Below are 24,684 nucleotides of genomic sequence, written 5' to 3' on the forward strand. Positions count from 1 at the left end.
TGGCGCAGGGAGCGCACAGGGGGCGGCCAGTCGCCGCCGCCCCCTGTACCCCCGGGCTCCGGCCAGCAACATCGCCACTGCGTGGTGCCTTCGACTTATCCCTGCAGGCTTCGGGTCGGGCCGAGGCAGCATCCGTGCAAAACACGGCCCTCAGCCCGCATCCATGCGGGCTGCCCCGGCCTTCCGGGAACGTCTCAGCGATGTTGAGGCCGCCAGCACCGGCAGTTTCAGCAAGACTGGTGAATAAATTAGCGACAGGTCGCACGAACTGTAGGCCGGGTAAGGCGTTAGCCGCCACCCGGCAATATAAAGGCTTGATGACTGATAAATTACCCGGCGGCGCTGCGCTTGCGCGGACCTGGGGGGTGCCTACGGGAGGACCCCGTAGGCTGGGGAATGCGATAAGCCGCTATCCGGGAAGCTGGACTAGACCCGGGTACCCCACAGGTCGTATTCGTCGGCATGCTCGACTTTCACCCGCACCACGTCGCCCGGCTTAACGCGGGTTTCGCCGTTCAGGTAGACCGCGCCGTCGATTTCCGGGGCGTCGGCCATGCTGCGGCCAATGGCGCCTTCTTCGTCAACTTCATCCACCAGCACCAGGATTTCGCGGCCCACTTTCTCCTGCAGACGCTCGGCAGAGATCTGCTGCTGTAGCTGCATAAAGCGGTTCCAGCGCTCCTCTTTCACCTCTTCCGGCACCTGATCCGCCAGTTCGTTGGCGGTGGCGCCTTCAACCGGGCTGTACTTGAAGCAGCCGACGCGGTCGAGACGCGCCTCTTTCAGGAAGTCGAGCAGCATCTGGAAATCTTCTTCCGTTTCGCCCGGGAAGCCCACGATAAAGGTAGAGCGCAGGGTCAGATCCGGGCAAATTTCACGCCACTGCTTAATGCGCGCCAGCTGGCGGTCTGCAGAGCCAGGACGCTTCATCAGCTTCAGAATACGCGGGCTGGCGTGCTGCAGCGGAATATCGAGGTATGGCAGAATTTTGCCTTCCGCCATCAGCGGGATCACATCGTCGACGTGCGGATACGGGTAAACATAATGCAGGCGCACCCAGATGCCGAGCTTCGCCAGCTCTTCGCACAGACTGACCATGCTGGTCTTCACCGGCATGCCGTTGTGGAAACCGGTACGGTGCTTGACATCGACGCCGTAGGCGGAGGTGTCCTGAGAAATCACCAGCAGCTCTTTCACGCCGGCGTCAGCGAGGCGTTTGGCTTCCGCCAGCACTTCGCCAATCGGACGGCTCACCAGATCGCCACGCATGGACGGGATGATGCAGAAGGTGCAGCGATGGTTGCAGCCTTCAGAAATTTTTAAGTAGGCGTAGTGACGCGGGGTCAGCTTAACGCCCTGTTCCGGCACCAGGCTGAGGAACGGGTTGTGCTTCGGCTTCGGCGAGTAGTGGTGGACGTGCTCCAGCACCTGCTCATAGCTGTGCGGACCGGTGATCTCCAGCACCTTCGGGTGAACTTCGCGGATCTGATCCTCTTTCGCGCCGAGGCAGCCGGTGACGATCACCTTGCCGTTCTCTTTTAACGCTTCGCCAATCGCTTCCAGCGATTCCTGCACAGCGCTATCGATAAAGCCGCAGGTGTTAACGATGACCATATCGGCGTTGTCGTAGGTAGGGACGACGTCATAACCTTCGGTGCGCAGTTCGGTCAGGATACGCTCTGAGTCCACGAGATTTTTCGGGCAGCCCAGGGAGACGAAGCCGATTTTCGGCTGGTGCGTGACATTGCTCATAGCTTAAAAAGTGTTCAATTATTGGAATGGTCAGGGCAGGAATTCTACAGATCTTTGCGAAAAAGAGTATAGCTCCGTCACGGTTAATGGTGAAAAAGCGCTCGGGTGAGGAGCGCGTGGGCTTCAGCACCGGGTCAAAACCGCCATTCCTGATAAAAACGCCCGTCATTTACGTTGTAATCTACAAAATGATAACAATTTCTTTACTAAATACCTCGATGACCGCGAGGAGAAGAGGCAAGGAAATGACACCAACAGGCTCCCCTGTGGCGATAGCCACCCTGCCATTCAGTAATCTGGAGATCCCCCCGCAACCGCCGCAGATCCAACACTCCCTTGAGCAGGGAAATGTGCTCTATCTGCCGCAGCTGGCGTTTTCATTAACCGCCACGGAGCAGGCATTGCTGACCCCTGAGCTGGTCGCGCCGCGGCGCAAGAATATCAGCTATCAACCCGACACCCGCACGCTCAGAGGCGTGGCGGATAAGCAGAAAACGGCTGCCATCGCCCGGCTGATGGCGCGTTACCACCAGATGACGCTGCAGCTGATCGACGCGTTATTGCCAGGCTATGGCGAGGCGCTGCACCATCCGCAAACCAGTCTGCGTCTGCATCCCATTACCGCCTGGCGTGAAACGACCTCCTGGCGCAAAGACGATTCGCGCCTGCATGTGGACGCATTCCCGTCGCGCCCGGTCAAGGGTGATCGTATTCTGCGCATCTTTTGCAATATTCATCCCCGCGGCGAACCGCGAACCTGGCGGACAGGGGAGCATTTCGATACCCTCGCGGCATGCTTTCTGCCGCGGCTGAAACCCTGGTCGCCGTCAGGCGCCTGGCTGCTGGCAGCGCTGGGGATCACCAAAAGTCGGCGTAGCCATTACGATCATCTGATGCTGGCCCTGCACGATGCGATGAAAAGCACACCTGAGTACCAGCGACAGGGGGTGCAGCAGGAGATCGACTTTGCCGCCGGCAGCACCTGGATCTGCTTTTCCGATCAGACCCCGCACGCCGCGATGCGCGGCCAGTATCTGCTTGAGCAGACCTTTCTGTTGCCGGTGAAAGCGATGAGTCACCCGCAGCTCTCGCCGCTGCGGGTGCTGGAAACGCTCCTGCAAAAGCCGTTAGTCGCGCGCAACGTGTAGCGCCCGGCGTGGCTACCGGGCAGAGGATTATTGCGCCGGCGTAACGGCCCCGGAAGGCCTGGCGCTGGGCTTTTTCGGCTCGCGCTTATCCTTCAGGGTGAAAATGGAGATCAGCGTAAAGAGCCCGGCGATACCGCCGAGGATCAGATAGGTATCGGCGAAGCCAATGGTATCGTACAGATAGCCTGCCAGCGGAGAGTAGATGGCGGTGGCGATCGAGGCGACAAACAGCACCAGCAAATAGACCGTCGAAGAGAGCTTGTGGTCGAAGTTGGCAGCGATGAATTTAAAGACCGATACCAGAATTAACGGTTTCTCCAGGGCATGCATCATTTTCACCGCGCCAATCCACACCGGACCGAGGGGCACGGCTGACCCGACAATACGTACCGACATGATCAACCCGGCGATGATCAGCGCCCATTTGGCGCCGGTCCGGTTAACAAACCACGGCATCAGGCATAAGAACAGCGTTTCGCCGCACACCTGAATGGAGGCGAGGATCCCATACCAGCGGTTGCCTTCCTCCGGCGTCGGGAACTGCAGCGAGAAATACTGGGCAAACTGCTGATCGTAGGTGTCATAAATTTGCGTGACGAACAGGGTAAAGAGCAGCAGCATCCAGAACTGACCATTCTTCGCCAACTCGAGGGCATGGGAGACCTTCAGCGATTCGCTTCGCGCCACATCGGCGTCGGTTAATTCAATTTTGGTCAGCATAAAGCAGATGGCGGCGATGACGATGGCGAGGCTGGCGAGCCAGAAAGCCAGATTAGGATTGCTGTCGATATATTTACCCACAATCCAGGCCGCCGCTGCCCAGCCTAACGAGCCCCACATCCGCACCCGACCGTATTCGAACTGGTAGCGACGGGAAATCTTATCGATGTAAGAGTCGATCACCCCGCAGCCGGAGTTAAAGATGATCCCCAGATAGATCCCCCCCAGCAGCGCGCCGAACCAGAAATTGTGCACCAGCAGCGGCGCGTAAACATAGATAAAGAAGGGGCCCACCGGCAGGAGCAGGGCGACCAGCAGCCAGATAAGCCGTTTTTTCAGGCCGAACTTGTCGGAGATAAAGCCGAAGAAAGGTTGCATCAGCAGGGCGATAAAAGCGTTGACCGAGTACAGCAGGCCAGTCTTCGTGGCGCTGATGCCAAGATGCTGGGTGGTCCAGATGACGAAGAAAGCCATGGTCGACGACCAGGCGAACAGGTAGAGGAAATCGAAAAGACTCAACAGGAGGTAGTTTCTTTTACCGGGCGTCATGTTTCAGTTCCTTGCAAACGGGCAGAGAGATTATCAGCGATCCGCGGGCAGCGTTCGCTGTTTTTATGAAATGTTATACGTATTACATTAATGATTTGTTATGGCATTCTGGCTGGCGATCGCGCAATAGCATTTGTGGTATAGTGTGATCTTAGCAGCACTATTTCCGCCTTTTAATGGTAATGATTGCGAGTTGATTTCTTTTTGAAATTAATTGTGATCGTATACCATTATCTTTGGTATATATCCTACAAAGCGGTAAGGTTGTCACATTGTAAAGGGTGTTACAGGCTTGGGAATAATTGACCTGGCGCATCATTTTGCACAAAAAATAACCGTATCATGAGAAGGGTAAAGGACGACAGAGGAGGAACTGTGATGACCGTTGACAGACAATATCGCCACCTTTTGCAGAAGCTCATCAATGCCAATATCGATATTGATGCCTATCTGCAGTTGCGAAAGGCTAAAGGCTACATGTCAGTCAGCGAAAATGACCATCTGCGTGATAACTTGTTTGAGCTTTGCCGTGAAATGCGTGCGCAGGCCCCGCGCCTGCAGAATGTCGTTTCACCGGAGGAGAAGGAGGCCCTTCGCCTGGCGGGCGAGTCCCTCGCCGCCGCTGCAGTATGCCTGATGAGCGGGCATCATGATTGTCCGCTGTACATCGCTGTTAACGTAGAGAAGCTAGAACGCTGTCTGACAGGATTGACTTCAAATATTCATAAATTGAATAAATTGTCGCCAATCACTCATGCCTGATCGGCTGAAACTCAGGGGAAGTGGACGCTTCCCCTGTTAAAGGTTATGTAAAAATCCCCGCGCAAATTTCCCCGCTGGCTACCCTTTAGCGCAGAGCTGACTAAAGGAGAATGCCATGCGTCCGATCCCGCTGCTGTTGATATTGAGCGCCTTAGCGCTGCCAGCCCTGAGCCAGGCCGCGGTGCGGGTGGAGGTATTGCAAAACCGGCTGGCCCATCCGTGGGGCCTGGCGTTTCTCCCTGACGATCAGGGCATGTTGATTACTTTGCGCGGCGGCGAGCTCAAGCGCTGGCAGCCAGGTAAAGGCCTGTCGGCGCCGATATCCGGCGTGCCGCAGGTGTGGGCCAACGGCCAGGGCGGCTTACTGGATGTAGCGCTGGCGCCGGATTTTGCGCAGTCGCGGCGGGTTTGGCTGAGCTATGCGGAAAGCGACGCCAGCGGCAAAGCGGGCACCGCGGTAGGCTACGGGCGGTTAAGTGAGGATGCCACGCAGCTGTCGAACTTTACCGTGGTGTTTCGCCAGCAGCCGAAGCTCTCCGTGGGCAATCATTTCGGTGGCCGGCTGGTGTTCGACGGCAAAGGGTATCTGTTTATCGGTCTGGGAGAGAACAATCAGCGCGCCACCGCCCAGGAGCTCAGCAAGCTGCAGGGGAAAGTGGTCCGCCTGACGGAGAGCGGGGACGTTCCACCGGATAATCCCTTTGTCGGCCGGGCTGACGCCAGGCCAGAGATCTGGGCCTACGGTATTCGCAATCCGCAGGGCATGGCGATGAACCCATGGAGCGACGCGCTGTGGCTCAATGAGCACGGCCCGCGCGGCGGGGATGAAATTAACATCCCGCAGGCGGGGAAAAACTACGGCTGGCCGCTGGCGACGCATGGCATTAACTACAGCGGCCTGCCGATCCCGGAGGCCAAGGGCAAGACGGCCCCGGGTACCGAGCCTCCCCTGTATGTCTGGCCGGTCTCCCCCGGGGTGAGCGGGATGGCCTTTTACGCGGCGCAGACTTTTCCCCAGTGGCAGCATAAGCTGTTTATCGGCGCGCTGAAGGAGACGTCGCTTATCGTCTTATCGGTGGACGGTAATCAGGTCCGCGAGGAGGGGAGGTTACTGGAGGCGCGCGGGAAGCGTATCCGCGACGTCCGCGTGGGACCCGACGGCTATCTGTACGTATTAACCGACGAGTCTAACGGCGAACTGTTGCGCTTGAGTCCGGAGGGTTAACCTCAGGTGACCGGGATCTTCACGACCGCGTGCCAGGCGGGGCGCTGGCTAATCTGCTGATACCAGCGCTGCAGATGGGGTCGCGGTTGCCAGGTATCGAGGATCGTCAGCAGATTGTAGACGAAGGGGGCAACGGCAATATCGCCGAGGCCGAAGTGCTCGCCAGAGAGCCATGGCGTTTTCGCCAGTTCGTCATCAAGCATGGCAAACAGCGATTCACAGGCGCCGATCCCCGCGGCGATGACCGCCGGATCGCGCTGCTCCGGCGGCGTCCTGACCAGGCCCATTAACACCGGGCGATGGGCGGGAGAGAGCGTGCCGTTGGACCAGTCCATCCACTTTTCCCCTTGCGCGCGCTGCGCCGGTGCGGCCAGCCACAGGCGATCGACGCCGTACTGGGCGGCAAGGTAGCGAATAATGGTATTTGATTCCCACAACACCACCCCGGTAGCATCGTCTTTTAACAGCGGCACCAGCCCGTTCGGGTTCATCGCCAGATATTCCGGGTCATGATTGAGACCAAACTCCAGCCCGGCGAGGATCTGCTCATAAGGAAGATCCAACTCCTCCAGCACCCAGCGTACTTTCTTCACGTTGGTCGAGTTATTACGTCCCCACAGTGTAATCATTTTCGCTCCTGAGTTTGTTTCACTGCCGTTGCAGCGCGATCGGCGATCATGTTGGGATAAAGTTAATATTTAGGCAATCACGATCAAAAAAGTTGTTCTGATTAAAGCACAGCGGCACGTTATTGCGTAAACTTTAAAAACTTTACCAACTCGCTGTTTCTTTAAGGTCATTTGTACGCTTTACTCACCGGTTGCTGCGGCGCGGTCAGAGTGGTGCGGCATATTTTGTTTGGAAAGGATACTTGGGTGGCTCTTATGATGCATGACGCTTTTTCCCTTCGCGGCCTCGCTGCAGGTTGCGCGCTGTTATTTCTTGTCGCACCTGCGGTGCAGGCTGCAGAACAACTCCCCGACGCCCCTTCGATTGACGCTCGCGCCTGGATCCTGATGGACTACGCCAGCGGGAAGGTGCTCAGCGAAGGCAATGCCGATGAAAAACTCGACCCGGCCAGTCTGACGAAGATCATGACCAGCTACGTGGTGGGGCAGGCGATAAAAGCGGGAAAAATCAAGCTCACCGATATGGTGACCGTCGGACGTGATGCCTGGGCGACCGGCAACCCGGCGCTGCGCGGCTCATCGGTGATGTTCCTCAAGCCCGGCATGCAGGTCTCGGTGGAAGATCTGAACAAAGGGGTCATTATTCAGTCCGGTAACGACGCCAGCATTGCCATTGCCGACTACGTGGCGGGCAGCCAGGACGCATTCGTCAGCCTGATGAACGGCTATGCCAAAAAAATGGGGCTGACCAACACCACCTTTATGACCGTCCACGGCCTTGATGCGCCGGGTCAGTTCAGTACCGCCCGCGATATGGCGCTGCTGACCAAAGCGATGATCCACGATGTGCCGGAAGAGTACGCGGTACATAAAGAGAAAGAGTTCACCTTCAATAAAATTCGCCAGCCGAACCGCAACCGTCTGCTGTGGAGCACCAACCTCAACGCCGATGGTGTGAAAACCGGGACCACCGCCGGGGCCGGCTATAACCTGGTCTCCTCGGCCACCCAGGGTGATATGCGTCTGATCGCCGTGGTACTGGGGACCAAAACTGACCGCATTCGCTTTAACGAGTCAGAAAAACTGCTGACCTGGGGCTTCCGCTTCTATGAAACCGTGACGCCGATTAAACCGGATGCCACCTTCGTTACCCAGCGCGTATGGTTTGGCGACAGCAGCGAAGCGAAACTGGGAGCCGGCGAGGCGGGCTCTATCACCCTGCCGAAGGGCCAGCTGAAAAACCTGAAAGCCAGCTACACCTTAAATCAGCCGCAGCTTACCGCACCGCTGGAGAAGGGGCAGGTGGTCGGGACTATCGACTTTAAGCTGAATGATAAAACCATCGAGCAGCGCCCGCTGATCGTCATGGAGCCGGTGAAAGAGGGCGGTTTCTTCAGCCGGATGATCGACTTCGTACTGATGAAACTCCACGGCTGGTTCGGCAGCTGGTTCTCCTGATGCCATGACCGCGCCCGGCGGGGCGCGGTCAGTGACGCCTCAATACAGCAGGGAGATCTGCTGCGCCTTCGCCAGCGCGACCAGCTCATCATCCGGGCAGATATCGCTGGCGATCACGTCAAATTTCGCTAACGCCCCCATGCGCGCCGGACGCACTTTGCCAAACTTACTGTGGTCGACCACCAGCACATGGTAGCGCGCGTGACGCATCGCCCAGTGCTTGACCGGCAGCTCCTCCAGGTTATAGCAGGTCGCCCCCTGCTCGCAGTCAATGCCTGCCGCCGAGTAAAAGGCGATGTCGGGGCTCAGATGGCTGAGGGTATCCTCAAGGCTCAGCGGCATAAAAATCGCGTTGCTGGCGTGAAATTCCCCACCGCACAGGACCGCCCGGCACTGTGGTTTCTCCTGCAGAGCCAGGAAGGTATTCAGGGAGTAACAGACGCCGGTGAAGGGCAGGGCATCATCGATGGCGTCAATGATCCACGGCGTGGTGGTCCCGCAGTCGAAGAAAGCCATCTGATGGGCCTCCAGCAGCGCGGCCGCATGGCGAGCGGCGCGGCGCTTTTCCTCGACCAGCCGGGTTTTTTGATCGCTTAGCAGGTAATGGGTGGCGCTGCGCGGCTCCAGCACAATGTATCCGCCGAGCAGCACAACCGGGCCGCTGTGGCCATTGAGGTCGCGACGAATGGTCATTTCCGACACCCCAAGCAGGGAGGCGGCTTCTTTCAGATGTAGCTTATCGCTGCGTTTGAGTGCCTGAATGAGCTGACTGATACGTTCGTCACGGCGAGTTTCCATATTCCCTCTGCGCTAAAATCGCCCTGCGGGGGCAGGGCGTTAGCGGGATTTTACCTGTCGCTTACGGGTTAGTCACGCGGTGGCCGCAGCGACGGCTGGCGTTTAGCCGCGTACCCAGCCTTTGCGGATCGGCAGGGAGAAGCAGAGACGATACAGTCGCTGCAGCTGGCGATACAGCGCCGGTCCGAACGTATGCCAGATCAGCGCCGCACCGAGGCAGCCGCACATTCCGGCCAGCAGACCACCGACCATATCCAGCGGCCAGTGCACGCCGAGATAGACGCGGGACCAGGCGATGGCGGCGGCGATGGCCATCAGCAGCGCGCCGGACCACAGGCGGTGCCAGAACAGAAAAGCCAGGGCAAAGGTAAAGCTGACGGTGCCATGATCGCTGGGGAAGGAGTCGTCCGCCGCGTGATGCAGGAAGTTATAGCCTACGCCGGCGACAAACGGCCGATCGTGCGGATAGAGGTGGCCGATCGCCCACGACACGGTCAGGCTAATCATCAGCGCCAGCATCAGCTTAAACACCATCTGCCGCTGGGCAGGCCCCCACAGCCATAATGTCACTACCAGCAAGGGCACGATCAGAATCAGATCTTTGGCGATCAGGATCGCCACCTCAATGGCCCACTGCGGCGAGGCCGGCGTCGCGTTGATCAGGGCGAACAGCGCGTAGTTAATATTTTCCAGCATAGACTTCCAGGCTCGTTGGTCCGATAGCAAATAAGCCGCCTACCCTAAAAAAAAGCGGTGTGGAGATAAAGCAGCATTGTCTTAAAGATCAGGTTGTTAAGAAATCTTGCAAATGGATTTCAATGCTAACCGCCTGAAAAGCGCCAGTATATCGTTTGTCACATTGCTGAAACATAAACGGAATATATACGCAGGCTGAATAGCAGGGGGAGAGTCTGGAGGGGCGCGCGCAATTCGCAATATTGTGCGGTGTCACCCACAATTCACTATCTCCGCGCCGGGAGTTTCATTACACTTTGCGCGATTTTTGATAGATAAGAGATTTCATGCAAAATTATTCGCTTTCAGGCCGCCGCCTCGGAAGGCAGGCGTTGCTGTTCCCGCTATGTCTGGTGCTGTACGAGTTTTCCACCTATATCGGCAACGATATGATCCAGCCGGGTATGCTGGCCGTGGTTCAGGAGTTTCAGGTGGGCAACGAATGGGTACCTACCTCGATGACCGCCTATCTGGCCGGCGGCATGTTTTTACAGTGGCTGCTGGGGCCGCTGTCGGACCGTATTGGCCGCCGCCCGGTGATGTTGACCGGGGTGGTGTGGTTTATCGTCACCTGTCTGGCGACGCTGCTGGCGCAGACCATTGAGCAGTTTACCCTGCTGCGCTTCCTGCAGGGGATCAGCCTGTGCTTTATCGGCGCGGTAGGCTATGCGGCGATCCAGGAGTCTTTTGAGGAGGCGGTGTGTATCAAAATCACCGCCCTGATGGCCAACGTGGCGCTGATTGCTCCGCTGCTGGGGCCGCTGGTGGGCGCCGCCTGGGTGCACGTGCTGCCGTGGGAGATGATGTTCGTCCTGTTCGCCGTGCTGGCGGGCATCTCGTTCGTCGGGCTGCAGCGGGCGATGCCGGAAACCGCGACGCGGTTGGGCGAAAAGCTGTCGGTCAAAGAGCTGGGTCGTGACTATCGTCTGGTGCTGAAAAACCTGCGCTTCGTCGCCGGCGCGCTGGCGACAGGCTTTGTCAGCCTGCCGTTGCTGGCGTGGATTGCCCAGTCGCCGGTGATTATTATCAGCGGCGAACAGGCCACCAGCTATGAGTATGGCATGCTGCAGGTGCCGATTTTCGGCGCGCTGATTGCCGGTAACCTGGTGCTGGCGCGCCTGACTTCGCGCCGTACCGTGCGCTCGCTGATTATCATGGGCGGCTGGCCGATCATGTTTGGTCTGATCCTCTCCGCGGCGGCGACCGTGGTCTCTTCCCACGCTTATCTGTGGATGACCGCCGGCCTGAGCTTTTACGCCTTCGGAATTGGCCTCGCGAATGCCGGGCTCGTGCGCTTAACGCTGTTCGCCAGCGAGATGAGCAAAGGCACGGTCTCGGCGGCGATGGGAATGCTGCAGATGCTGATCTTCACCGTCGGCATTGAGCTCAGCAAACATGCTTATGAGCTGGGGGGCAACGGCTTGTTCAGCCTGTTTAACCTGCTGGGCGGAGTACTGTGGCTGGGGCTGATGATCTACTTCCTGAAAGATAAAAGCGTCGGCAATTCGCAGCAGGCGTAACCGGTGGCAAACCCGGATGCACAAAGGCATCCGGGGTCTTATCAGGCGAACGGCGCTTCGCGATTTAACACCTTATCAATAATCTGCAGCACGCCTTCTTCGTTGTTGTGCGGCGCGTGATGGCTGGCGACGGCTTTGACGTCTTCCCGGGCGTTGGCCATGGCAAAGCCAAATCCGGCGTGCTGCAGCATCTCGATATCATTGCCGCTATCGCCGAACGCCACCACCTCATGATCCTCAATGCCCCAGCGCTGCTGCAAAATGCGCAAGCCGTTGGCTTTGTGCACCCCAGGCATAATTAAGTCAATACTGCCGTAGCCGGTGGCCACCGCGGTGACCATATCCCCCAGCGCCGCGTGCAGCTTCGGCTGAATTTCCGGGATCAGGCTGTCCGGTACGTTGAGACCAAATTTGAGGATCGCGTCATCAAGGTGGTTAAAATCATCCACCAGTTCGAGGCGGTGATAATACTTCGCCGCCACATTCTTCAGCGCGTCGTTATAGCGGTTGAGAGTGTAGGCGCTGCGCTTCCCGCAGGCGATGATTTCGATATTCGGCAGGGTCTGCAGATGATCGACCACGGCGTTGAAATGGTGGAGCGGCAGCTGGCAGTTGAAGACGTCTTCATTGCCGCTCACCACCCAGCCGCCGTTTTCCGCCACAAAGGCGATCTGATGGGCGATCTCCGGGAAAAAGGAGATCAACTGATAATACTGGTTGCCGCTGGCGACCACGAAGCGAATATTCTGTTCACGCATTCGCTGGTACTGGGCGAGGAAGCGCGGCCGGTTGTAAGTTTTGGCATCGCTTAAAAAGGTGCCGTCCATATCCACCGCAATCAGTTTGATGCTCATTAGCTGTTCTCCATAACGGGTTCAGATTGTGGCTTAGCCACCGCGCGGGCGACCAGTGCCGCCACCATGACCAGACCCAGCACCACCATCATGGCGCTGCGCAGGCCGAAGTGTTCGCCGAGGAAGCCCAGCAGCGGCGGCCCGACGAGGAAAGCAAGATAACCGGTGATCGCCACCACGCTGACACGCTTGGGCGCGTCCGGCCCGGTATCGCTGGCGGCGGAGATGGTCAGCGGGAAGCCGAGCGAGGCGCCGATGCCCCACAGCAGTACCGAGATGCCCGCCACCCAGGGGTTATCGACGAAGATGATCAGGCCAATACCCAGGGTGCCCATCACCGCGCTGCCGCGGACCACCGTCACCCGGCTGTAGCGATCGATAAACCAGCCGCCGGTAAAGCGGCCCAGCGTCATGCCGAGGGTGAAGCCGGCATAGATCAGCGAGCCGGAGGTGGGGCTAAAGCCGTGGCCGTCCACCATCAGCAGCGGCAGCCAGTCGTTGGCCGAGCCTTCGGCAAAGGCCATCGCCAGGACGATGACCCCGATCAGCAGCAACTGCGCGTCGCGCCATACCGGCAGACCTTTCGCCTCACCGTGGGCGGCTTCGGCGGCGTTTTTACCGGTGCCATCGGGAATGGCGCGGATGGCAATGGCGATGGGCAGAATAGCCACCAGCGCGGCCGCCAGGATATGCGGGGCGGCAGGCAGGCCGAATCCGGTCACTGCCATGCCCACCCCGGCGCCGAACAGGGTGCCAAAGCTGTAAAAGCCATGCATCATCGGCAGCACCGTTTTATTCATCTCTCGCTCGATGGCCGCGCCTTCGACGTTAATAGCGACTTCGGCGGAGCCAAAGCTGGCGCCAAAGATGGCCAGGCCGAAGGCGAACAGCGGGGCGGAAGAGACCCAAAGGGCCAGGCTGAGCACCAGCATGCCGAGTACGGCGAAGGACATGGTGGCGCGGATGACCTTGCGGGTACCAAAGCGCTTCACCAGCCACGCCGAGCAGAGAATACCGCTCATCGACCCCACCGACAGACCAAACAGCACCACGCCCATTTCTGCCGTAGAAAGCATCAGCTGATCGCGGATCGCCGGCGTGCGGGTAGCCCAGGAGGCCATTAATAAGCCGGGGATGAAAAAGAACATAAACAGCGCCCACAGCCGAAGCTGGAGCGCTCTGCGCGAGGTTTGCGTCGTCATCCGTAAACGCCTTAAAGGAGAAGAGTGAAGACAACAGTAGCAAGCATGTGTACATTTGTACATAAACCGGAAGAGGAAAATTATGGCCCGTAGACCGAACGATCCGCAGCGCCGTGAGCGCATCCTGCAAGCGACGCTGGACACCATCGCGGCGCACGGCGTCCAGGCAGTGACGCACCGCAAAATCGCCCTCTGCGCGAATGTGCCGCTGGGGTCGTTGACCTATTATTTCAGCGGCATCGAGGCGCTGGTCGAGGAGGCGTTCAGCCTGTTTACCGCCGAGATGTCGGCGCAGTATCAGCAATGCTTTGCCGGGGTAACGAACCGGGAACAAGCCTGCGATGCCATCGCGGAGCTGATCTTCAGCGCCCAGGTGACCACGGCGCGCAATATGGAGCTGATGTATCAGCTGTACGCGTTCTGCAGCAGCCAGCCGGCGCTAAAGGGGGTGATGCAGAACTGGATGCGGCGCAGCCAGCAGACGCTGGAGCAATGGTTCGCCCCCGATACCGCCCGCGGCCTCGACGCCTTTATTGAAGGAATGACTTTGCACTTTGTCACCGACCGCGCGCCGCTGTCGAAGGCGGCAATCCGGCTGCTGGTTGGGCAGCTGGCGGGGGAGAGGGCGCAGGAAGAGGGGCGCTGAGGCGGTGCGAGACATGCGTGAGGGATAAATTCAGGCAACAAAAAACCCATCAACCTTGAACCGAAGTGGCGGGGTTGATGGGCTCCACAAAATGGGGACATCAAAGAAAAGCAGTGGCATTACTTATGACTGATGCCCTGAGAAAAAGTTCTGCCTGTGACGGCTTTTTTCTCAAAAATTTATTGTAGCCCTGGCCAGATGATCACGATGAGCGTCCCGGCAAGGGTAAGCAGCACGTTGGCGATGGCGTAGGTGCCTGCGTAGCCGAGCGCCGGAATGTTGCTGCGCGCGGTATCGCTGATGATCTCCATTGCCGGGGCGCAGGTGCGGGCGCCCATCATGGCGCCAAACAGCATTGCCCGGTTCATGCGCAGCACATAGGCGCCGAACAGGAAGCAGATCACCACCGGCAACAGGCTGACAATAAGCCCTGCCGCCAGCATCTGACCGCCGACGGCGCCCAGACCGTTATTGATCCCGGCCCCGGCGCTGAGTCCGACCCCGGCCATAAACACCATCAGGCCAAACTCTTTCACCATGTTCAGCGCCCCCTGCGGGATATAGCCGAAGGTTGGGTGGTTGGCGCGCAGGAAGCCAAGCATAATGCCGGCGAACAGCAGGCCGGCGGCGTTGCCGATGCCGAAGCTAAAAGAGCTGAACTGGAAGGTGATCATGCCGATCATCAGGCCGACGATAAAGAAGGCGCAGAAGGCCAGCAGGTCGGTCACCTGGCTGTGAATGGAGATGAAGCCGATGCGGTCGGCCACGGTTTTCACACGGCGGGCGTCGCCGCTGACCTGCAGTACGTCGCCTTTGTTCAGTACCACGTTGTCGTCGATAGGCATTTCAATCTGGCTGCGAATAACCCGGTTTAAGAAGCAGCCGTGGTCGGTGAGCTTCAGCTGCGCCAGGCGGCGGCCGACGGCGTTGTGGTTTTTGACCACAATCTCTTCGGTGACGATGCGCATGTCGAGCAGATCGCGGTCGAATACCTCCTTGCCGTTACGGAAGCTCGGGTCGAGGCGAGCGTGCGCGTCCGGATAACCCACCAGCGCAATATCGTCGCCCATCTGCAGCACCGCGTCGCCGTCCGGGTTGGCCAGAATGCCGTTGCGGCGGATGCGTTCGATATAGCAGCCGGTCTGGCGATAAATACCCAGCTCGCGCAGATTTTTGCCATCCGCCCAGGCCACCAGCTCCGGGCCGACGCGATAGGCGCGGATCACCGGCAGGTAAACTTTACGTTTTGAATCGGTATCGAGGCCGCGCTCGCGGGCGATTTGCTGGGCGCTGGTCTGCAGATCCTGATGCTGCAGCTTGGGCATATAGCGGGCGCCGACGATCAGACTCACCAGGCCGACCAGGTAGGTCAGGGCATAGCCGAGGCTCAGATGGTCAAGCGACTGCGCCAGCTGATCGCTGGGCAGGCCGAAATGGCGCAGGGTGTCGCCCGCGCCCACCAGCACCGGGGTGGAGGTCATGGCGCCCGCCAGCATACCGGCGGTAAGACCAATATCCCAGCCGAACACTTTGCCCAGCACGGTGGCGATCAGCATCGCGCTGCCGACCATCACCAGCGCCAGCATCAGGTAGTTTTTGCCGTCGCGGAAAAAAATGGAAAAAAAGTTGGGTCCGGCTTCCACGCCGACGCAAAAAATAAACAGCATAAAGCCGAGATTAAGGGCATCAGTGTTAATCGCGAAATGCTGCTGACCTAATAAGAGAGAAACGACTAAAACGCCAATGGAATTACCAAGTTGTACTGAGCCGAGACGCAGTTTTCCCAGGCATAGTCCTAATGCAAGTACAACGAATAATAACAGGATGTAATTCCCGTTTAACAAATCTGCGACGTTTATATTCACGAAAGCCAACTTCTCATTTACTAGTAAGTTGTTGAAGGAAATGGTTATTTGGTCTAAGGTTGCTCAGGCGTTCGCGTTGTGGCGAACCTATTCTGGCACCCTGTTATAACCAGCAAAAATATACCCGCTAGTTTAATCCTTCCTGGATGCGGCGGCTAGTGACAATCGTTTTTAGGCTGGTTGGGGAGTTATTGGCATGGATTGCCGAAATGCTTTATCTGACTGGGCGACGTGGACGTGAGTTAGAGGCAACATCAGGAGGATACGGTGAAGTCTGAGCGTAGTTGGGCCGGTATTATCTGCGGCTTCGTTCTGTTCATTGTGGTGTGCTTATCGCTGCTATTACATATGAAAGGGGCCTTTCGCGCCAGCGGCAACCCGGAGCTGGGCCTGCTCTTCTTTTTGCTGCCAGGGGCGGCGGCGAGCTGCCTCTCTCCCGGACAGCGGGTACTGCGTCCTTTGCTGGGTGCGATGCTGGCGGCGCCGGTCTGTATGGTGACGATGCGGCTGTTCTTCGTGACGCACAGAACGTTCTGGCAGGAGATGGCGTGGGTACTGAGCGCGGTGTTCTGGTGCGCACTCGGGGCGTTGTGCTTTTTGTTTATCTGCGCCTGGCTTGATACCTGGCGCAGTCACTCATCGAGCAAATAAATTGACTCAGGCAAACAGGCCAAGGTTCTCTTTCGCCCAGGCTTCGAAATCGGTGCAACCGCCGATGTGTTTCTGGTCGACGAAGATCTGCGGCACGGTTTCAACCGGTTTGCCGACGGTCTTTTCCAGGTCAGCTTTGCTGATGCCTTCGGCGTGAATATCCACGTAACGGTAGTTAAAGTCATCACGCTCGTTGGTCAGTTTTTCTGCCAGCTCTTTGGCGCGAACGCAGTAAGGGCAGCCTGGACGACCAAAAATAACGGTAAACATTGCTTCTCTCCTTAAACCTCAGCCGGATGGCGAATGGCGCTTATGATGCCTGCATTGACCGGTGAGGGAAAGAAGGTTCTGCCTTTTGCTTCGATGGTTTACGGCTATGTTTGATAAATGTCGTACTATCAAAACCCGTATACTGACCCGGCGGCGTAGTGAGATTGTCTGATGCGCCGCGCTTATCAACCGGAGAGGTGTGATGCGAAAATTTGCCCCGTTGCCGAAAAGCATTCTGCTGGTTGAGATCCTCGGGATGGGGCTGTTAACCCTCGCCTGGCTCTCGCTTAACCAGTATGTCCAGCTGCCTGCGCCCATTGCCAGCCCGACCGCGGCGCTGGTGATGCTCTTTGCCGGGATCGTGCTGATGATCCCCGCCGCCATCGTCGTTATGTGGCGGATGGCGCAGATCGTGGCCCCGCAGTTAACGCACTCTCCAAAGCCTGAATCCTTGTCTGACAGAGAAAAACGTAATGACGCCGACCATTGAGCTGCTGCGCAGCCATCGTTCCATCCGCCACTTCACCGATGCCCCCGTGAGCGACGAACAGCGCGCAGAGATTATCGCCAGCGCGCAAGCGGCATCTACCTCGAGTTTTTTACAGTGCACCTCCATCATCCGTATTACCGACCCCGCGCTGCGTGAGCAACTGGTCCCGCTGACCGGCGGCCAGCAGCACGTCGCCCAGGCGGCGGAGTTTTGGGTTTTCTGCGCCGACTTTAACCGCCACCTGCAGATTTGCCCACAGGCGCAGCTGGGGCTGGCTGAACAGCTGCTGATCGGCGTCGTCGATACGGCGCTGCTGGCGCAAAACGCGCTGATTGCCGCCGAGTCCCTCGGGCTGGGCGGCGTCTATATCGGCGGGTTGCGTAATAGCATCGAGGCGGTGACTGAGCTGCTGGCGCTGCCGCAGCACGTCCTGCCGCTGTTCGGTCTTTGCCTTGGCTGGCCGGCGGATAACCCGGACATCAAGCCGCGGATGCCGGCCGCCATGCTGGTGCATGAGAACCGCTATCAGCCGCTGGATAACGCGCTGCTGGCGGACTATGACGACCAGCTGGCGCACTATTATCTGTCGCGCGGCAGCAACGCCCGCCGCGATACCTGGAGCGATCATATCCGTCGCACTATCGTGAAAGAGAGTCGTCCGTTTATTCTCGACTATCTGCATAAGCAGGGGTGGGCAACACGCTGATTACGTGTACACTGCTGCTCCGGCCAGGTGATCTCCGCCGCCGGCCGCAGGAAAGGTGAAAGTGTGTTCGATAGCTGAGGCCCGCCAGAGCGGGTCTTTTTGCAGAGGTGCAGGATGAAAATTGCCATATTATCCCGGGATGGAACGCTTTATTCATGTCGACGCCTGCGCGAAGCGGCGCAACAGCGCGGGCATCAGGTCGAGATCCTCGATCCGCTTTCCTGTTATATGAATGTCAGTCCGGTGGCATCGTCCATCCACTACAAAGGGCGTCAGCTACCGCATTTTGATGCGGTGATCCCGCGGATTGGCTCGGCGATCACCTACTATGGCACCGCGGCTTTGCGTCAGTTTGAACTATTGGGAAGCTATCCGCTGAATGAGTCGGTCGCCATCACCCGCGCTCGCGATAAGCTGCGCTCGCTGCAGCTGCTGGCGCGCCAGGGTATCGATTTACCGCTGACCGGCATCGCTCACTCCCCCGATGACACCAGCGACCTGATCGCCATGGTGGGCGGGGCGCCGCTGGTGGTGAAGCTGGTGGAAGGCACCCAGGGGATCGGCGTGGTGCTGGCGGAGACCCGTCAGGCGGCGGAGAGCGTGATCGACGCCTTTCGCGGGCTGAATGCGCATATTCTGGTGCAGGAATATATTGCCGAGGCGAAAGGCTGCGATATTCGCTGCCTGGTGGTCGGCAATGAGGTGGTGGCGGCGATCGAACGGCGGGCTAAAGAGGGCGACTTTCGTTCTAACCTGCACCGCGGCGGCATGGCCACGGTGGCGCAGATTAGCGACGAGGAGCGGGCGATTGCCATCAAGGCGACGCAAACCCTTGGGCTCGATGTCGCCGGTGTCGATATTTTACGCGCCACCCGCGGGCCGCTGGTGATGGAGGTGAATGCCTCGCCGGGGCTGGAAGGGGTGGAAACCACCACCGGCGTGGACATCGCCAGCCGGATGATCGCCTGGATCGAGCGCCAGGCGACGCCGGAATTCTGTTTGAAAATAGGCGGCTAGCCGCTGGATGCAAGTCTGTCATGGTATGCGGCGCTTTTTTTGCGTAAGCTATGGCGTCGTTTTTTCATTGTAAGGGGTCACAGGCACTATGGATTCACTGGTCGTTCCAGGTCTGGATACGCTACGCCGCTGGCTGGATGAGATCGGCATCAGCTTTTTTGAGTGCGATTCCTGCCAGGCATTGCATCTGCCGCATATGCAGAATTTCGACGGTATTTTTGATGCCAAAATTGACCTGGTAGACAACGTGGTGCTCTTTTCCGCCCTCGCGGAGGTGAAGCCGTCCGCTCTGCTGGCGCTGTCGGCGGATCTCTCGGCTATCAACGCCAGTTCGTTAACTGTGAAGGCGTTTATCGACATTCAGGACGATAACTTGCCCAAGCTGGTGGTCTGTCAGTCGTTGTCTATCGGCCCGGGGGTGACCATGGAGCAGTTCGCCTGGTTCTTCCGCCAAAGCGAAGAGCAGATCTCAATGGTGATCCTCGAAGCCGGCGCCAACCAGCTGCTGTACAAAGGCGAAGAAGAAGAGCCCGCGGCGGAAAACGTGCAATACCATTTTCTTCACTAAACCTGCCTAAAATTAGCGCAGCCACTACCGCAGCGGCTGCGTATTACCCGCTTTTATTCTGCGTTTACCCTTTTCTTAAAGCATTATTCACCGCCATTCAGGCCGTTTTGGCTTATCACGTAGACCGTTATTGCATAAAAATTTGATAAAAGGCGTTTTTTTACCTGGGCTATAGCCTCTTATTCTGGCTACAGTTATTCTGGCGATGCTTCCAGTTGCGAGCAACCACTCCGGGAGAGATCCGCTCTCCTTTTCTCAGGCAATGAAAAAATATGCATGATTCTTGCATGCGTTGAAATGCGTATATTTGAGCCCGTAAATTAACGGGCGTTGAGAAGGATAAGAGATATGACCGCCTTTGGTAAAAAATGGTTAACAGGTCTGGTTACGGGTGCGCTGATGGCCGTCTCTGCCGGTTCGCTCGCCGCCGAACAAAAAACCCTGCATGTTTATAACTGGTCTGATTATATTGCGCCGGACACGGTAGCGAATTTTGAAAAAGAGACCGGGATTAAAGTCGTGTATGACGTTTTTGATTCCAACGAAGTACTGGAAGGCAAATTAATGGCCGGCAGCACCGGTTTCGACCTGGTGGTACCGTCGGCAAGCTTCCTTGAGCGCCAGCTGGCGGCGGGCGTGTTCCAGCCGCTGGACAAGAGCAAGCTGCCCAACTGGAAGAACCTTGATCCCGAAGTGTTGAAGCTGGTCGCCAAGCATGACCCTGAGAATAAATACGCCATGCCTTACCTGTGGGCGACGACGGGCATTGGCTACAACGTGGATAAGGTGAAAGCCGTCCTCGGTAAAGATGCGCCGGTGGACAGCTGGGATCTGGTGCTGAAGCCGGAGAACCTTGAAAAACTGAAAAGCTGCGGCGTCTCCTTCCTCGACGCGCCGGAAGAGATTTTCGCCACCGTGCTGAACTACCTCGGCAAGGATCCGAACAGCAGCAAAGCGGATGATTACACCGGCCCGGCGACCGATCTGCTGCTGAAGCTGCGGCCGAACATTCGCTACTTCCACTCTTCGCAATATATTAATGACCTTGCCAACGGCGACATCTGCGTGGCGATCGGCTGGGCAGGGGATGTCTGGCAGGCGGCCAACCGCGCGAAAGAGGCGAAGAACGGCGTTAACGTCTCCTACTTTATTCCGAAAGAAGGCGCGCTGGCGTTCTTTGATGTCTTTGCCATGCCGGCCGACGCCAAGAATAAAGATGAAGCCTATCAGTTCCTTAACTATCTGATGCGCCCGGATGTGATCGCTAAAATCAGCGACCAGGTGTTCTACGCCAACGGCAACAAGGCCTCCACACCGCTGGTCAGCGAGACGATCCGTAACAACCCGGCGATTTATCCGCCAGCGGATGTGTTCGCCAAACTGTTCACGCTGAAGGTGCAGGATCCGAAGATTGACCGCGTGCGCACTCGCGCGTGGACCAAAGTGAAGAGCGGCAAATAATCTCTGACGGCCCGTCGAACACGGGCCGAATCAGATCTGCACTCGCCGGGAAATGGCAGCGCGCCCGGCGAGCAGAAGCACCAGGATGGTGCAATTGCACTGTTAAGCACGAAGTATGGCACCGGACCATATGGTGATCGTTTTTTTGCCGGAGAGCACCCGATTGAACGACGTAATGCCCCGCCCACAGGCGAAAGCCCCCAAAGCGCTGACCCCGCTACTGGAAATCCGTAACTTAACCAAGTCGTTCGATGGCCAGCACGCGGTCGACGACGTCAGTCTCACTATCTATAAAGGCGAAATTTTTGCTCTGCTGGGCGCATCAGGCTGCGGGAAATCGACCCTGCTGCGTATGCTGGCGGGCTTTGAACAACCGACCGCCGGGCAGATTATGCTCGACGGCGTGGATCTGGCGCGCGTGCCGCCCTATCAGCGGCCTATCAATATGATGTTCCAGTCCTACGCCCTGTTTCCCCATATGACCGTTGAGCAGAATATCGCCTTCGGTCTGAAGCAGGATCGTCTGCCTAAGGCGGAAATCACCGCCCGGGTGCAGGAGATGCTGGCTCTGGTGCATATGCAGGAATATGCCAAACGCAAGCCGCACCAGCTCTCTGGCGGCCAGCGCCAGCGCGTCGCGCTGGCGCGTAGCCTGGCGAAACGGCCGAAGCTGCTGCTACTCGATGAGCCGATGGGCGCGCTGGACAAAAAGCTGCGCGATCGCATGCAGCTGGAGGTAGTGGATATTCTCGAACGCGTTGGCGTGACCTGCGTGATGGTGACTCACGACCAGGAAGAGGCGATGACCATGGCGGGCCGTATCGCCATCATGAACCGCGGCAAGTTTGTGCAGATTGGCGAACCGGAAGAGATTTACGAGCACCCGACCACCCGCTATAGCGCCGAGTTCATCGGCTCGGTGAACGTCTTTGAAGGGCTGGTGAAGGAGCGTCTGGAGGATGGCCTGGTGTTGAGTTCGCCAGGACTGGTGCACCCGCTGAAGGTCGACCCCGACGCGTCGGTGGTGGACAACGTGCCGGTCTGGGTGGCGCTGCGCCCGGAGAAGATCATGCTGTGCGATGAACCACCGGCGGACGGCTACAATTTTGCCGTCGGCGAGGTGATTCATATCGCCTATCTCGGGGATCTCTCTATTTATCATGTGCGCCTGCAAAGCGGGCAGATGATCAGCGCCCAGTTGCAGAATGAACACCGCCATCGGAAAGGAACGCCCACCTGGGGTGACGAGGTGCGTTTATGCTGGGATGCGGATAGCTGCGTAGTGCTGACGGTGTAAGGAGAGGGCGATGAGTACCGTTGAATCCCCGTCAGGGGCGAAAAAACCGGGCGGCTTCGGGCTGTGGGCGGCGCGCCTGCAGATGGCGCATGGCCGCAAGCTGGTGATTGCGCTGCCCTATCTGTGGCTGATCCTGTTGTTCATGCTGCCGTTCCTGATCGTGTTCAAGATAAGTCTTGCCGAGATGGCGCGGGCGATCCCTCCCTACACCGAGCTGATGGAGTGGGCGGATGGCCAGCTGACGCTGACCCTCAACTTTGCCAACTTCCTGCAGTTGACTGACGATCCGCTCTATTTCGAAGCTTATCTCCAGTCGCTGCAGGTGGCGGGCATATCGACGATCTGCTGCCTGCTGCTGGGCTATCCGCTGGCCTGGGCGGTGGCGCACAGCAAGCCGTCGACGCGCAATATTCTTCTGCTGCTGGTGATCCTGCCGTCGTGGACGTCATTCTTAATCCGCGTTTATGCCTGGATGGGGCTGCTGAAAAGCAACGGCGTGTTGAATAACTTCCTGCTGTGGTTAGGGGTTATCGATCAACCGCTGGAGATCCTGCACACCAACCTGGCGGTGTATATCGGTATTGTGTATGCCTATCTGCCGTTTATGGTGCTGCCGATCTACACCGCGCTGACCCGCATCGACTATTCGCTGGTGGAGGCCTCGCTGGATCTCGGCGCCCGGCCGCTGAAGACCTTCTTCCAGGTGATCGTCCCGCTCACCAAAGGCGGCATTATCGCCGGTTCGATGCTGGTGTTTATCCCGGCGGTGGGGGAGTTCGTGATCCCGGAACTGCTGGGCGGGCCGGACAGCATTATGATTGGCCGCGTGCTGTGGCAGGAGTTCTTTAACAACCGCGACTGGCCGGTCGCCTCGGCGGTGGCGATTGTCATGCTGCTGCTGCTGATCGTGCCGATCATGTGGTTCCACAAGCACCAGCAAAAACAGATGGGAGAGCAGGGATGAACGACTTGCCGGTAGTACGCTCGCCGTGGCGCATTCTGATCCTCGTGCTTGGGTTCACCTTCCTCTATGCCCCGATGCTGATGCTGGTGATCTACTCGTTCAACAGCTCGAAGCTGGTAACGGTCTGGGCCGGGTGGTCGACGCGCTGGTATAGCGAACTGTTCCACGATGATGCGATGATGAGCGCGGTAGGGCTGAGCCTGACCATCGCCGCCTGCGCGGCGACGGCGGCGGCGATCCTCGGTACCATCGCCGCGGTGGTGATGGTGCGCTTTGGACGCTTTCGCGGGTCTAATGGCTTCGCATTTATGATCACCGCGCCGCTGGTTATGCCGGACGTGATCACCGGTCTCTCGCTGCTGCTGCTTTTCGTGGCGCTGGGACATGCCATTGGCTGGCCGTCGGATCGCGGGATGTTGACCATCTGGCTGGCGCACGTCACCTTCTGTACCGCCTATGTGGCGGTGGTGATCTCCTCGCGGCTGCGTGAACTGGACCACTCGATCGAAGAGGCGGCGATGGATCTGGGCGCCGCGCCGCTGAAGGTCTTTTTCGTCATCACGCTGCCGATGATTATGCCAGCGGTGATCTCCGGCTGGCTGCTGGCGTTCACGCTGTCGCTGGATGACCTGGTGATCGCCAGCTTTGTCTCCGGTCCCGGGGCCACGACGTTACCGATGCTGGTCTTCTCCAGCGTGCGTATGGGGGTCAACCCGGAGATTAACGCCCTGGCGACGCTCATCCTTGGCGTGGTCGGTATTGTTGGTTTTATCGCCTGGTATTTGATGGCCCGCGCAGAAAAGCAGCGAGTGCGCGATATCCAGCGTGCAAGACAAGGCTGAACCACCTAAAATCGGTACAGCAGCCTCCGGTCGGCGCCACCCTGTGGCGCCGTTTTCATGGAAGACATTACGTTGGGATTGTTTACGAAAACTCGCTCATCGCATGCCCGCCTTAACGTCCCTGCGCTGGTGCAGGTGGCGGCCTTTGCTATTATTTTGATCCGCGCTCTGGACCTGCTGATGATCCTCAATCTGTTGGGTCTGCAGGGGCTGAACGAATTCATACACCGCAGCGTCCAGACCTGGAACCTGACGCTGGTCTTCCTCGGCAGCCTGGCGCTGGTATTTGTCGAAATCTGGTGCGCCTTCTCGCTGGTGAAAGGGCGCAACTGGGCGCGCTGGGTCTATCTGCTGACGCAGATTATCGCCGCCGGCTACCTGTGGGCGGCGTCGCTGGGCTACGGGTATCCGGAACTGTTCAGCATTCCCGGCGAATCCAAACGGGAGATCTTCCACTCGCTGGTGATGCAAAAACTGCCGGATCTGCTGGTTCTGACGCTGCTGTTTGTGCCGGCGAACTGCCGTCGGTTTTTCCGCCTGCAATAACGGTGATAC

Annotated in this window: 25 protein-coding genes; 16 read left to right on the forward strand and 9 right to left on the reverse strand. The window is 58.2% G+C overall.

The annotated features are described in order from the left end of the window. Positions 1-426 precede the first annotated feature (426 nt). Positions 427-1,752, reverse strand: a complete 1,326-nt coding sequence (rimO, locus tag N438_RS06810; RefSeq protein WP_008805799.1) for a 30S ribosomal protein S12 methylthiotransferase RimO — start codon at positions 1,750-1,752, stop codon at positions 427-429. A gap of 245 nt (positions 1,753-1,997) precedes the next feature. On the opposite strand from rimO, the gene N438_RS06815 reads away from it, so the two are divergent. Then, the gene (locus N438_RS06815) at positions 1,998-2,900 is read left to right on the forward strand and encodes a Kdo hydroxylase family protein (RefSeq protein ID WP_116696195.1); all 903 of its coding nucleotides are present in this window, start codon (positions 1,998-2,000) and stop codon (positions 2,898-2,900) included. Positions 2,901-2,927: 27 nt separating this feature from the next. Here the strand turns inward: N438_RS06815 and N438_RS06820 are convergent, their stop codons facing one another. Next, positions 2,928-4,169 carry an oligosaccharide MFS transporter gene (locus tag N438_RS06820; protein ID WP_012968644.1) on the reverse strand — a complete coding sequence of 414 codons (1,242 nt, stop codon included), beginning with the start codon at positions 4,167-4,169 and terminating at the stop codon, positions 2,928-2,930. A 378-nt stretch (positions 4,170-4,547) separates the two neighbouring features. Here N438_RS06820 and bssR point away from each other — a divergent pair, with 378 nt between their 5' ends. Both bssR and N438_RS06830 read left to right on the forward strand, forming a co-directional pair. Further along, the gene (bssR, locus tag N438_RS06825) at positions 4,548-4,931 is read left to right on the forward strand and encodes a biofilm formation regulator BssR (protein WP_012968643.1); all 384 of its coding nucleotides are present in this window, start codon (positions 4,548-4,550) and stop codon (positions 4,929-4,931) included. 115 nt (positions 4,932-5,046) lie between these two features. Further along, on the forward strand, positions 5,047-6,156 hold the full coding sequence (locus N438_RS06830; RefSeq protein ID WP_012542355.1) for a PQQ-dependent sugar dehydrogenase: 1,110 nt from the start codon (positions 5,047-5,049) through the stop codon (positions 6,154-6,156). Between the two features lie 2 nt (positions 6,157-6,158). On the opposite strand, the gene N438_RS06835 is transcribed toward N438_RS06830, so the two are convergent. Then, positions 6,159-6,785, reverse strand: coding sequence for a glutathione S-transferase family protein (locus tag N438_RS06835; protein ID WP_008805804.1), 627 nt, complete (start codon positions 6,783-6,785; stop codon positions 6,159-6,161). A gap of 255 nt (positions 6,786-7,040) precedes the next feature. On the opposite strand from N438_RS06835, the gene dacC reads away from it, so the two are divergent. Continuing rightward, positions 7,041-8,243, forward strand: a complete 1,203-nt coding sequence (gene dacC / locus N438_RS06840; protein ID WP_004201290.1) for a serine-type D-Ala-D-Ala carboxypeptidase — start codon at positions 7,041-7,043, stop codon at positions 8,241-8,243. A gap of 39 nt (positions 8,244-8,282) precedes the next feature. Here the strand turns inward: dacC and deoR are convergent, their stop codons facing one another. Together deoR and ybjG are read right to left on the reverse strand one after the other, a co-directional pair. Continuing rightward, positions 8,283-9,041 carry a DNA-binding transcriptional repressor DeoR gene (gene deoR / locus N438_RS06845; RefSeq protein WP_004151717.1) on the reverse strand — a complete coding sequence of 253 codons (759 nt, stop codon included), beginning with the start codon at positions 9,039-9,041 and terminating at the stop codon, positions 8,283-8,285. 102 nt (positions 9,042-9,143) lie between these two features. Next, the gene (ybjG, locus tag N438_RS06850; RefSeq protein ID WP_012542354.1) at positions 9,144-9,737 is read right to left on the reverse strand and encodes an undecaprenyl-diphosphate phosphatase; all 594 of its coding nucleotides are present in this window, start codon (positions 9,735-9,737) and stop codon (positions 9,144-9,146) included. Between the two features lie 326 nt (positions 9,738-10,063). Between ybjG and kdeA the strand changes: the two genes are divergently transcribed. Continuing rightward, on the forward strand, positions 10,064-11,296 hold the full coding sequence (kdeA, locus tag N438_RS06860) for a multidrug efflux MFS transporter KdeA (RefSeq protein WP_032732730.1): 1,233 nt from the start codon (positions 10,064-10,066) through the stop codon (positions 11,294-11,296). Positions 11,297-11,337: 41 nt separating this feature from the next. Here the strand turns inward: kdeA and N438_RS06865 are convergent, their stop codons facing one another. Then, the gene (locus tag N438_RS06865) at positions 11,338-12,150 is read right to left on the reverse strand and encodes a Cof-type HAD-IIB family hydrolase (RefSeq protein WP_012968637.1); all 813 of its coding nucleotides are present in this window, start codon (positions 12,148-12,150) and stop codon (positions 11,338-11,340) included. Further along, entirely contained in the window at positions 12,150-13,352 is a 1,203-nt protein-coding gene (locus N438_RS06870; RefSeq protein WP_116696196.1) for an MFS transporter, read from the reverse strand. Before N438_RS06870 ends, N438_RS06865 begins: the two co-directional genes overlap by 1 nt. 82 nt (positions 13,353-13,434) lie before the next feature. Here N438_RS06870 and N438_RS06875 point away from each other — a divergent pair, with 82 nt between their 5' ends. Further along, positions 13,435-13,998, forward strand: coding sequence for a TetR family transcriptional regulator (locus N438_RS06875; RefSeq protein ID WP_012542353.1), 564 nt, complete (start codon positions 13,435-13,437; stop codon positions 13,996-13,998). 179 nt (positions 13,999-14,177) lie between these two features. On the opposite strand, the gene N438_RS06880 is transcribed toward N438_RS06875, so the two are convergent. Next, on the reverse strand, positions 14,178-15,863 hold the full coding sequence (locus tag N438_RS06880; RefSeq protein ID WP_008805810.1) for an aspartate:alanine antiporter: 1,686 nt from the start codon (positions 15,861-15,863) through the stop codon (positions 14,178-14,180). 267 nt (positions 15,864-16,130) lie between these two features. Between N438_RS06880 and ybjM the strand changes: the two genes are divergently transcribed. Beyond that, the gene (gene ybjM / locus N438_RS06885) at positions 16,131-16,514 is read left to right on the forward strand and encodes an inner membrane protein YbjM (protein WP_008805811.1); all 384 of its coding nucleotides are present in this window, start codon (positions 16,131-16,133) and stop codon (positions 16,512-16,514) included. A gap of 6 nt (positions 16,515-16,520) precedes the next feature. On the opposite strand, the gene N438_RS06890 is transcribed toward ybjM, so the two are convergent. Then, entirely contained in the window at positions 16,521-16,784 is a 264-nt protein-coding gene (locus N438_RS06890) for a GrxA family glutaredoxin (protein ID WP_002896352.1), read from the reverse strand. Positions 16,785-16,986: 202 nt separating this feature from the next. On the opposite strand from N438_RS06890, the gene N438_RS06895 reads away from it, so the two are divergent. The 9 genes from N438_RS06895 to N438_RS06935 all read left to right on the forward strand — a co-directional run bounded on the left by N438_RS06895 (position 16,987) and on the right by N438_RS06935 (position 24,675). Beyond that, the gene (locus N438_RS06895) at positions 16,987-17,274 is read left to right on the forward strand and encodes a YbjC family protein (protein ID WP_008805812.1); all 288 of its coding nucleotides are present in this window, start codon (positions 16,987-16,989) and stop codon (positions 17,272-17,274) included. Continuing rightward, entirely contained in the window at positions 17,258-17,980 is a 723-nt protein-coding gene (gene nfsA / locus N438_RS06900; protein ID WP_016160548.1) for a nitroreductase NfsA, read from the forward strand. Before N438_RS06895 ends, nfsA begins: the two co-directional genes overlap by 17 nt. A gap of 114 nt (positions 17,981-18,094) precedes the next feature. Next, the gene (gene rimK, locus N438_RS06905; protein ID WP_012542349.1) at positions 18,095-18,997 is read left to right on the forward strand and encodes a 30S ribosomal protein S6--L-glutamate ligase; all 903 of its coding nucleotides are present in this window, start codon (positions 18,095-18,097) and stop codon (positions 18,995-18,997) included. Between the two features lie 88 nt (positions 18,998-19,085). Next, the gene (locus tag N438_RS06910; protein ID WP_002896365.1) at positions 19,086-19,565 is read left to right on the forward strand and encodes a YbjN domain-containing protein; all 480 of its coding nucleotides are present in this window, start codon (positions 19,086-19,088) and stop codon (positions 19,563-19,565) included. Between the two features lie 348 nt (positions 19,566-19,913). Beyond that, positions 19,914-21,026, forward strand: coding sequence for a spermidine/putrescine ABC transporter substrate-binding protein PotF (potF, locus tag N438_RS06915; protein ID WP_002896368.1), 1,113 nt, complete (start codon positions 19,914-19,916; stop codon positions 21,024-21,026). A 163-nt stretch (positions 21,027-21,189) separates the two neighbouring features. Beyond that, the gene (gene potG, locus N438_RS06920; protein ID WP_012542348.1) at positions 21,190-22,323 is read left to right on the forward strand and encodes a putrescine ABC transporter ATP-binding subunit PotG; all 1,134 of its coding nucleotides are present in this window, start codon (positions 21,190-21,192) and stop codon (positions 22,321-22,323) included. Between the two features lie 10 nt (positions 22,324-22,333). Beyond that, positions 22,334-23,287 (forward strand): putrescine ABC transporter permease PotH, encoded by a 954-nt coding sequence (potH, locus tag N438_RS06925; protein WP_008805816.1) that lies wholly within the window; start codon positions 22,334-22,336, stop codon positions 23,285-23,287. Next, positions 23,284-24,129, forward strand: a complete 846-nt coding sequence (gene potI / locus N438_RS06930) for a putrescine ABC transporter permease PotI (RefSeq protein WP_002896372.1) — start codon at positions 23,284-23,286, stop codon at positions 24,127-24,129. The genes potH and potI overlap by 4 nt, the downstream gene beginning before the upstream one ends. A 57-nt stretch (positions 24,130-24,186) precedes the next feature. Further along, on the forward strand, positions 24,187-24,675 hold the full coding sequence (locus N438_RS06935) for a YbjO family protein (protein ID WP_008805817.1): 489 nt from the start codon (positions 24,187-24,189) through the stop codon (positions 24,673-24,675). Positions 24,676-24,684 lie beyond the last annotated feature (9 nt).

It is taken from the genome of Klebsiella sp. GL120222-02, from assembly GCF_003097195.1.
Taxonomy (GTDB): Bacteria; Pseudomonadota; Gammaproteobacteria; order Enterobacterales; family Enterobacteriaceae; genus Klebsiella; species Klebsiella variicola.

Bases quoted from the DNA above. Each gene is read 5' to 3' on its own strand.
- rimO (WP_008805799.1), bottom strand. From the start codon at position 1,752: ATGAGCAATGTCACGCACCAGCCGAAAATCGGCTTCGTCTCCCTGGGC.
- N438_RS06815 (WP_116696195.1), top strand. From the start codon at position 1,998: ATGACACCAACAGGCTCCCCTGTGGCGATAGCCACCCTGCCATTCAGT.
- N438_RS06820 (WP_012968644.1), bottom strand. From the start codon at position 4,169: ATGACGCCCGGTAAAAGAAACTACCTCCTGTTGAGTCTTTTCGATTTC.
- bssR (WP_012968643.1), top strand. From the start codon at position 4,548: ATGACCGTTGACAGACAATATCGCCACCTTTTGCAGAAGCTCATCAAT.
- N438_RS06830 (WP_012542355.1), top strand. From the start codon at position 5,047: ATGCGTCCGATCCCGCTGCTGTTGATATTGAGCGCCTTAGCGCTGCCA.
- N438_RS06835 (WP_008805804.1), bottom strand. From the start codon at position 6,785: ATGATTACACTGTGGGGACGTAATAACTCGACCAACGTGAAGAAAGTA.
- dacC (WP_004201290.1), top strand. From the start codon at position 7,041: ATGATGCATGACGCTTTTTCCCTTCGCGGCCTCGCTGCAGGTTGCGCG.
- deoR (WP_004151717.1), bottom strand. From the start codon at position 9,041: ATGGAAACTCGCCGTGACGAACGTATCAGTCAGCTCATTCAGGCACTC.
- ybjG (WP_012542354.1), bottom strand. From the start codon at position 9,737: ATGCTGGAAAATATTAACTACGCGCTGTTCGCCCTGATCAACGCGACG.
- kdeA (WP_032732730.1), top strand. From the start codon at position 10,064: ATGCAAAATTATTCGCTTTCAGGCCGCCGCCTCGGAAGGCAGGCGTTG.
- N438_RS06865 (WP_012968637.1), bottom strand. From the start codon at position 12,150: ATGAGCATCAAACTGATTGCGGTGGATATGGACGGCACCTTTTTAAGC.
- N438_RS06870 (WP_116696196.1), bottom strand. From the start codon at position 13,352: ATGACGACGCAAACCTCGCGCAGAGCGCTCCAGCTTCGGCTGTGGGCG.
- N438_RS06875 (WP_012542353.1), top strand. From the start codon at position 13,435: ATGGCCCGTAGACCGAACGATCCGCAGCGCCGTGAGCGCATCCTGCAA.
- N438_RS06890 (WP_002896352.1), bottom strand. From the start codon at position 16,784: ATGTTTACCGTTATTTTTGGTCGTCCAGGCTGCCCTTACTGCGTTCGC.
- N438_RS06895 (WP_008805812.1), top strand. From the start codon at position 16,987: ATGCGAAAATTTGCCCCGTTGCCGAAAAGCATTCTGCTGGTTGAGATC.
- nfsA (WP_016160548.1), top strand. From the start codon at position 17,258: ATGACGCCGACCATTGAGCTGCTGCGCAGCCATCGTTCCATCCGCCAC.
- rimK (WP_012542349.1), top strand. From the start codon at position 18,095: ATGAAAATTGCCATATTATCCCGGGATGGAACGCTTTATTCATGTCGA.
- N438_RS06910 (WP_002896365.1), top strand. From the start codon at position 19,086: ATGGATTCACTGGTCGTTCCAGGTCTGGATACGCTACGCCGCTGGCTG.
- potF (WP_002896368.1), top strand. From the start codon at position 19,914: ATGACCGCCTTTGGTAAAAAATGGTTAACAGGTCTGGTTACGGGTGCG.
- potH (WP_008805816.1), top strand. From the start codon at position 22,334: ATGAGTACCGTTGAATCCCCGTCAGGGGCGAAAAAACCGGGCGGCTTC.
- potI (WP_002896372.1), top strand. From the start codon at position 23,284: ATGAACGACTTGCCGGTAGTACGCTCGCCGTGGCGCATTCTGATCCTC.
- N438_RS06935 (WP_008805817.1), top strand. From the start codon at position 24,187: ATGGAAGACATTACGTTGGGATTGTTTACGAAAACTCGCTCATCGCAT.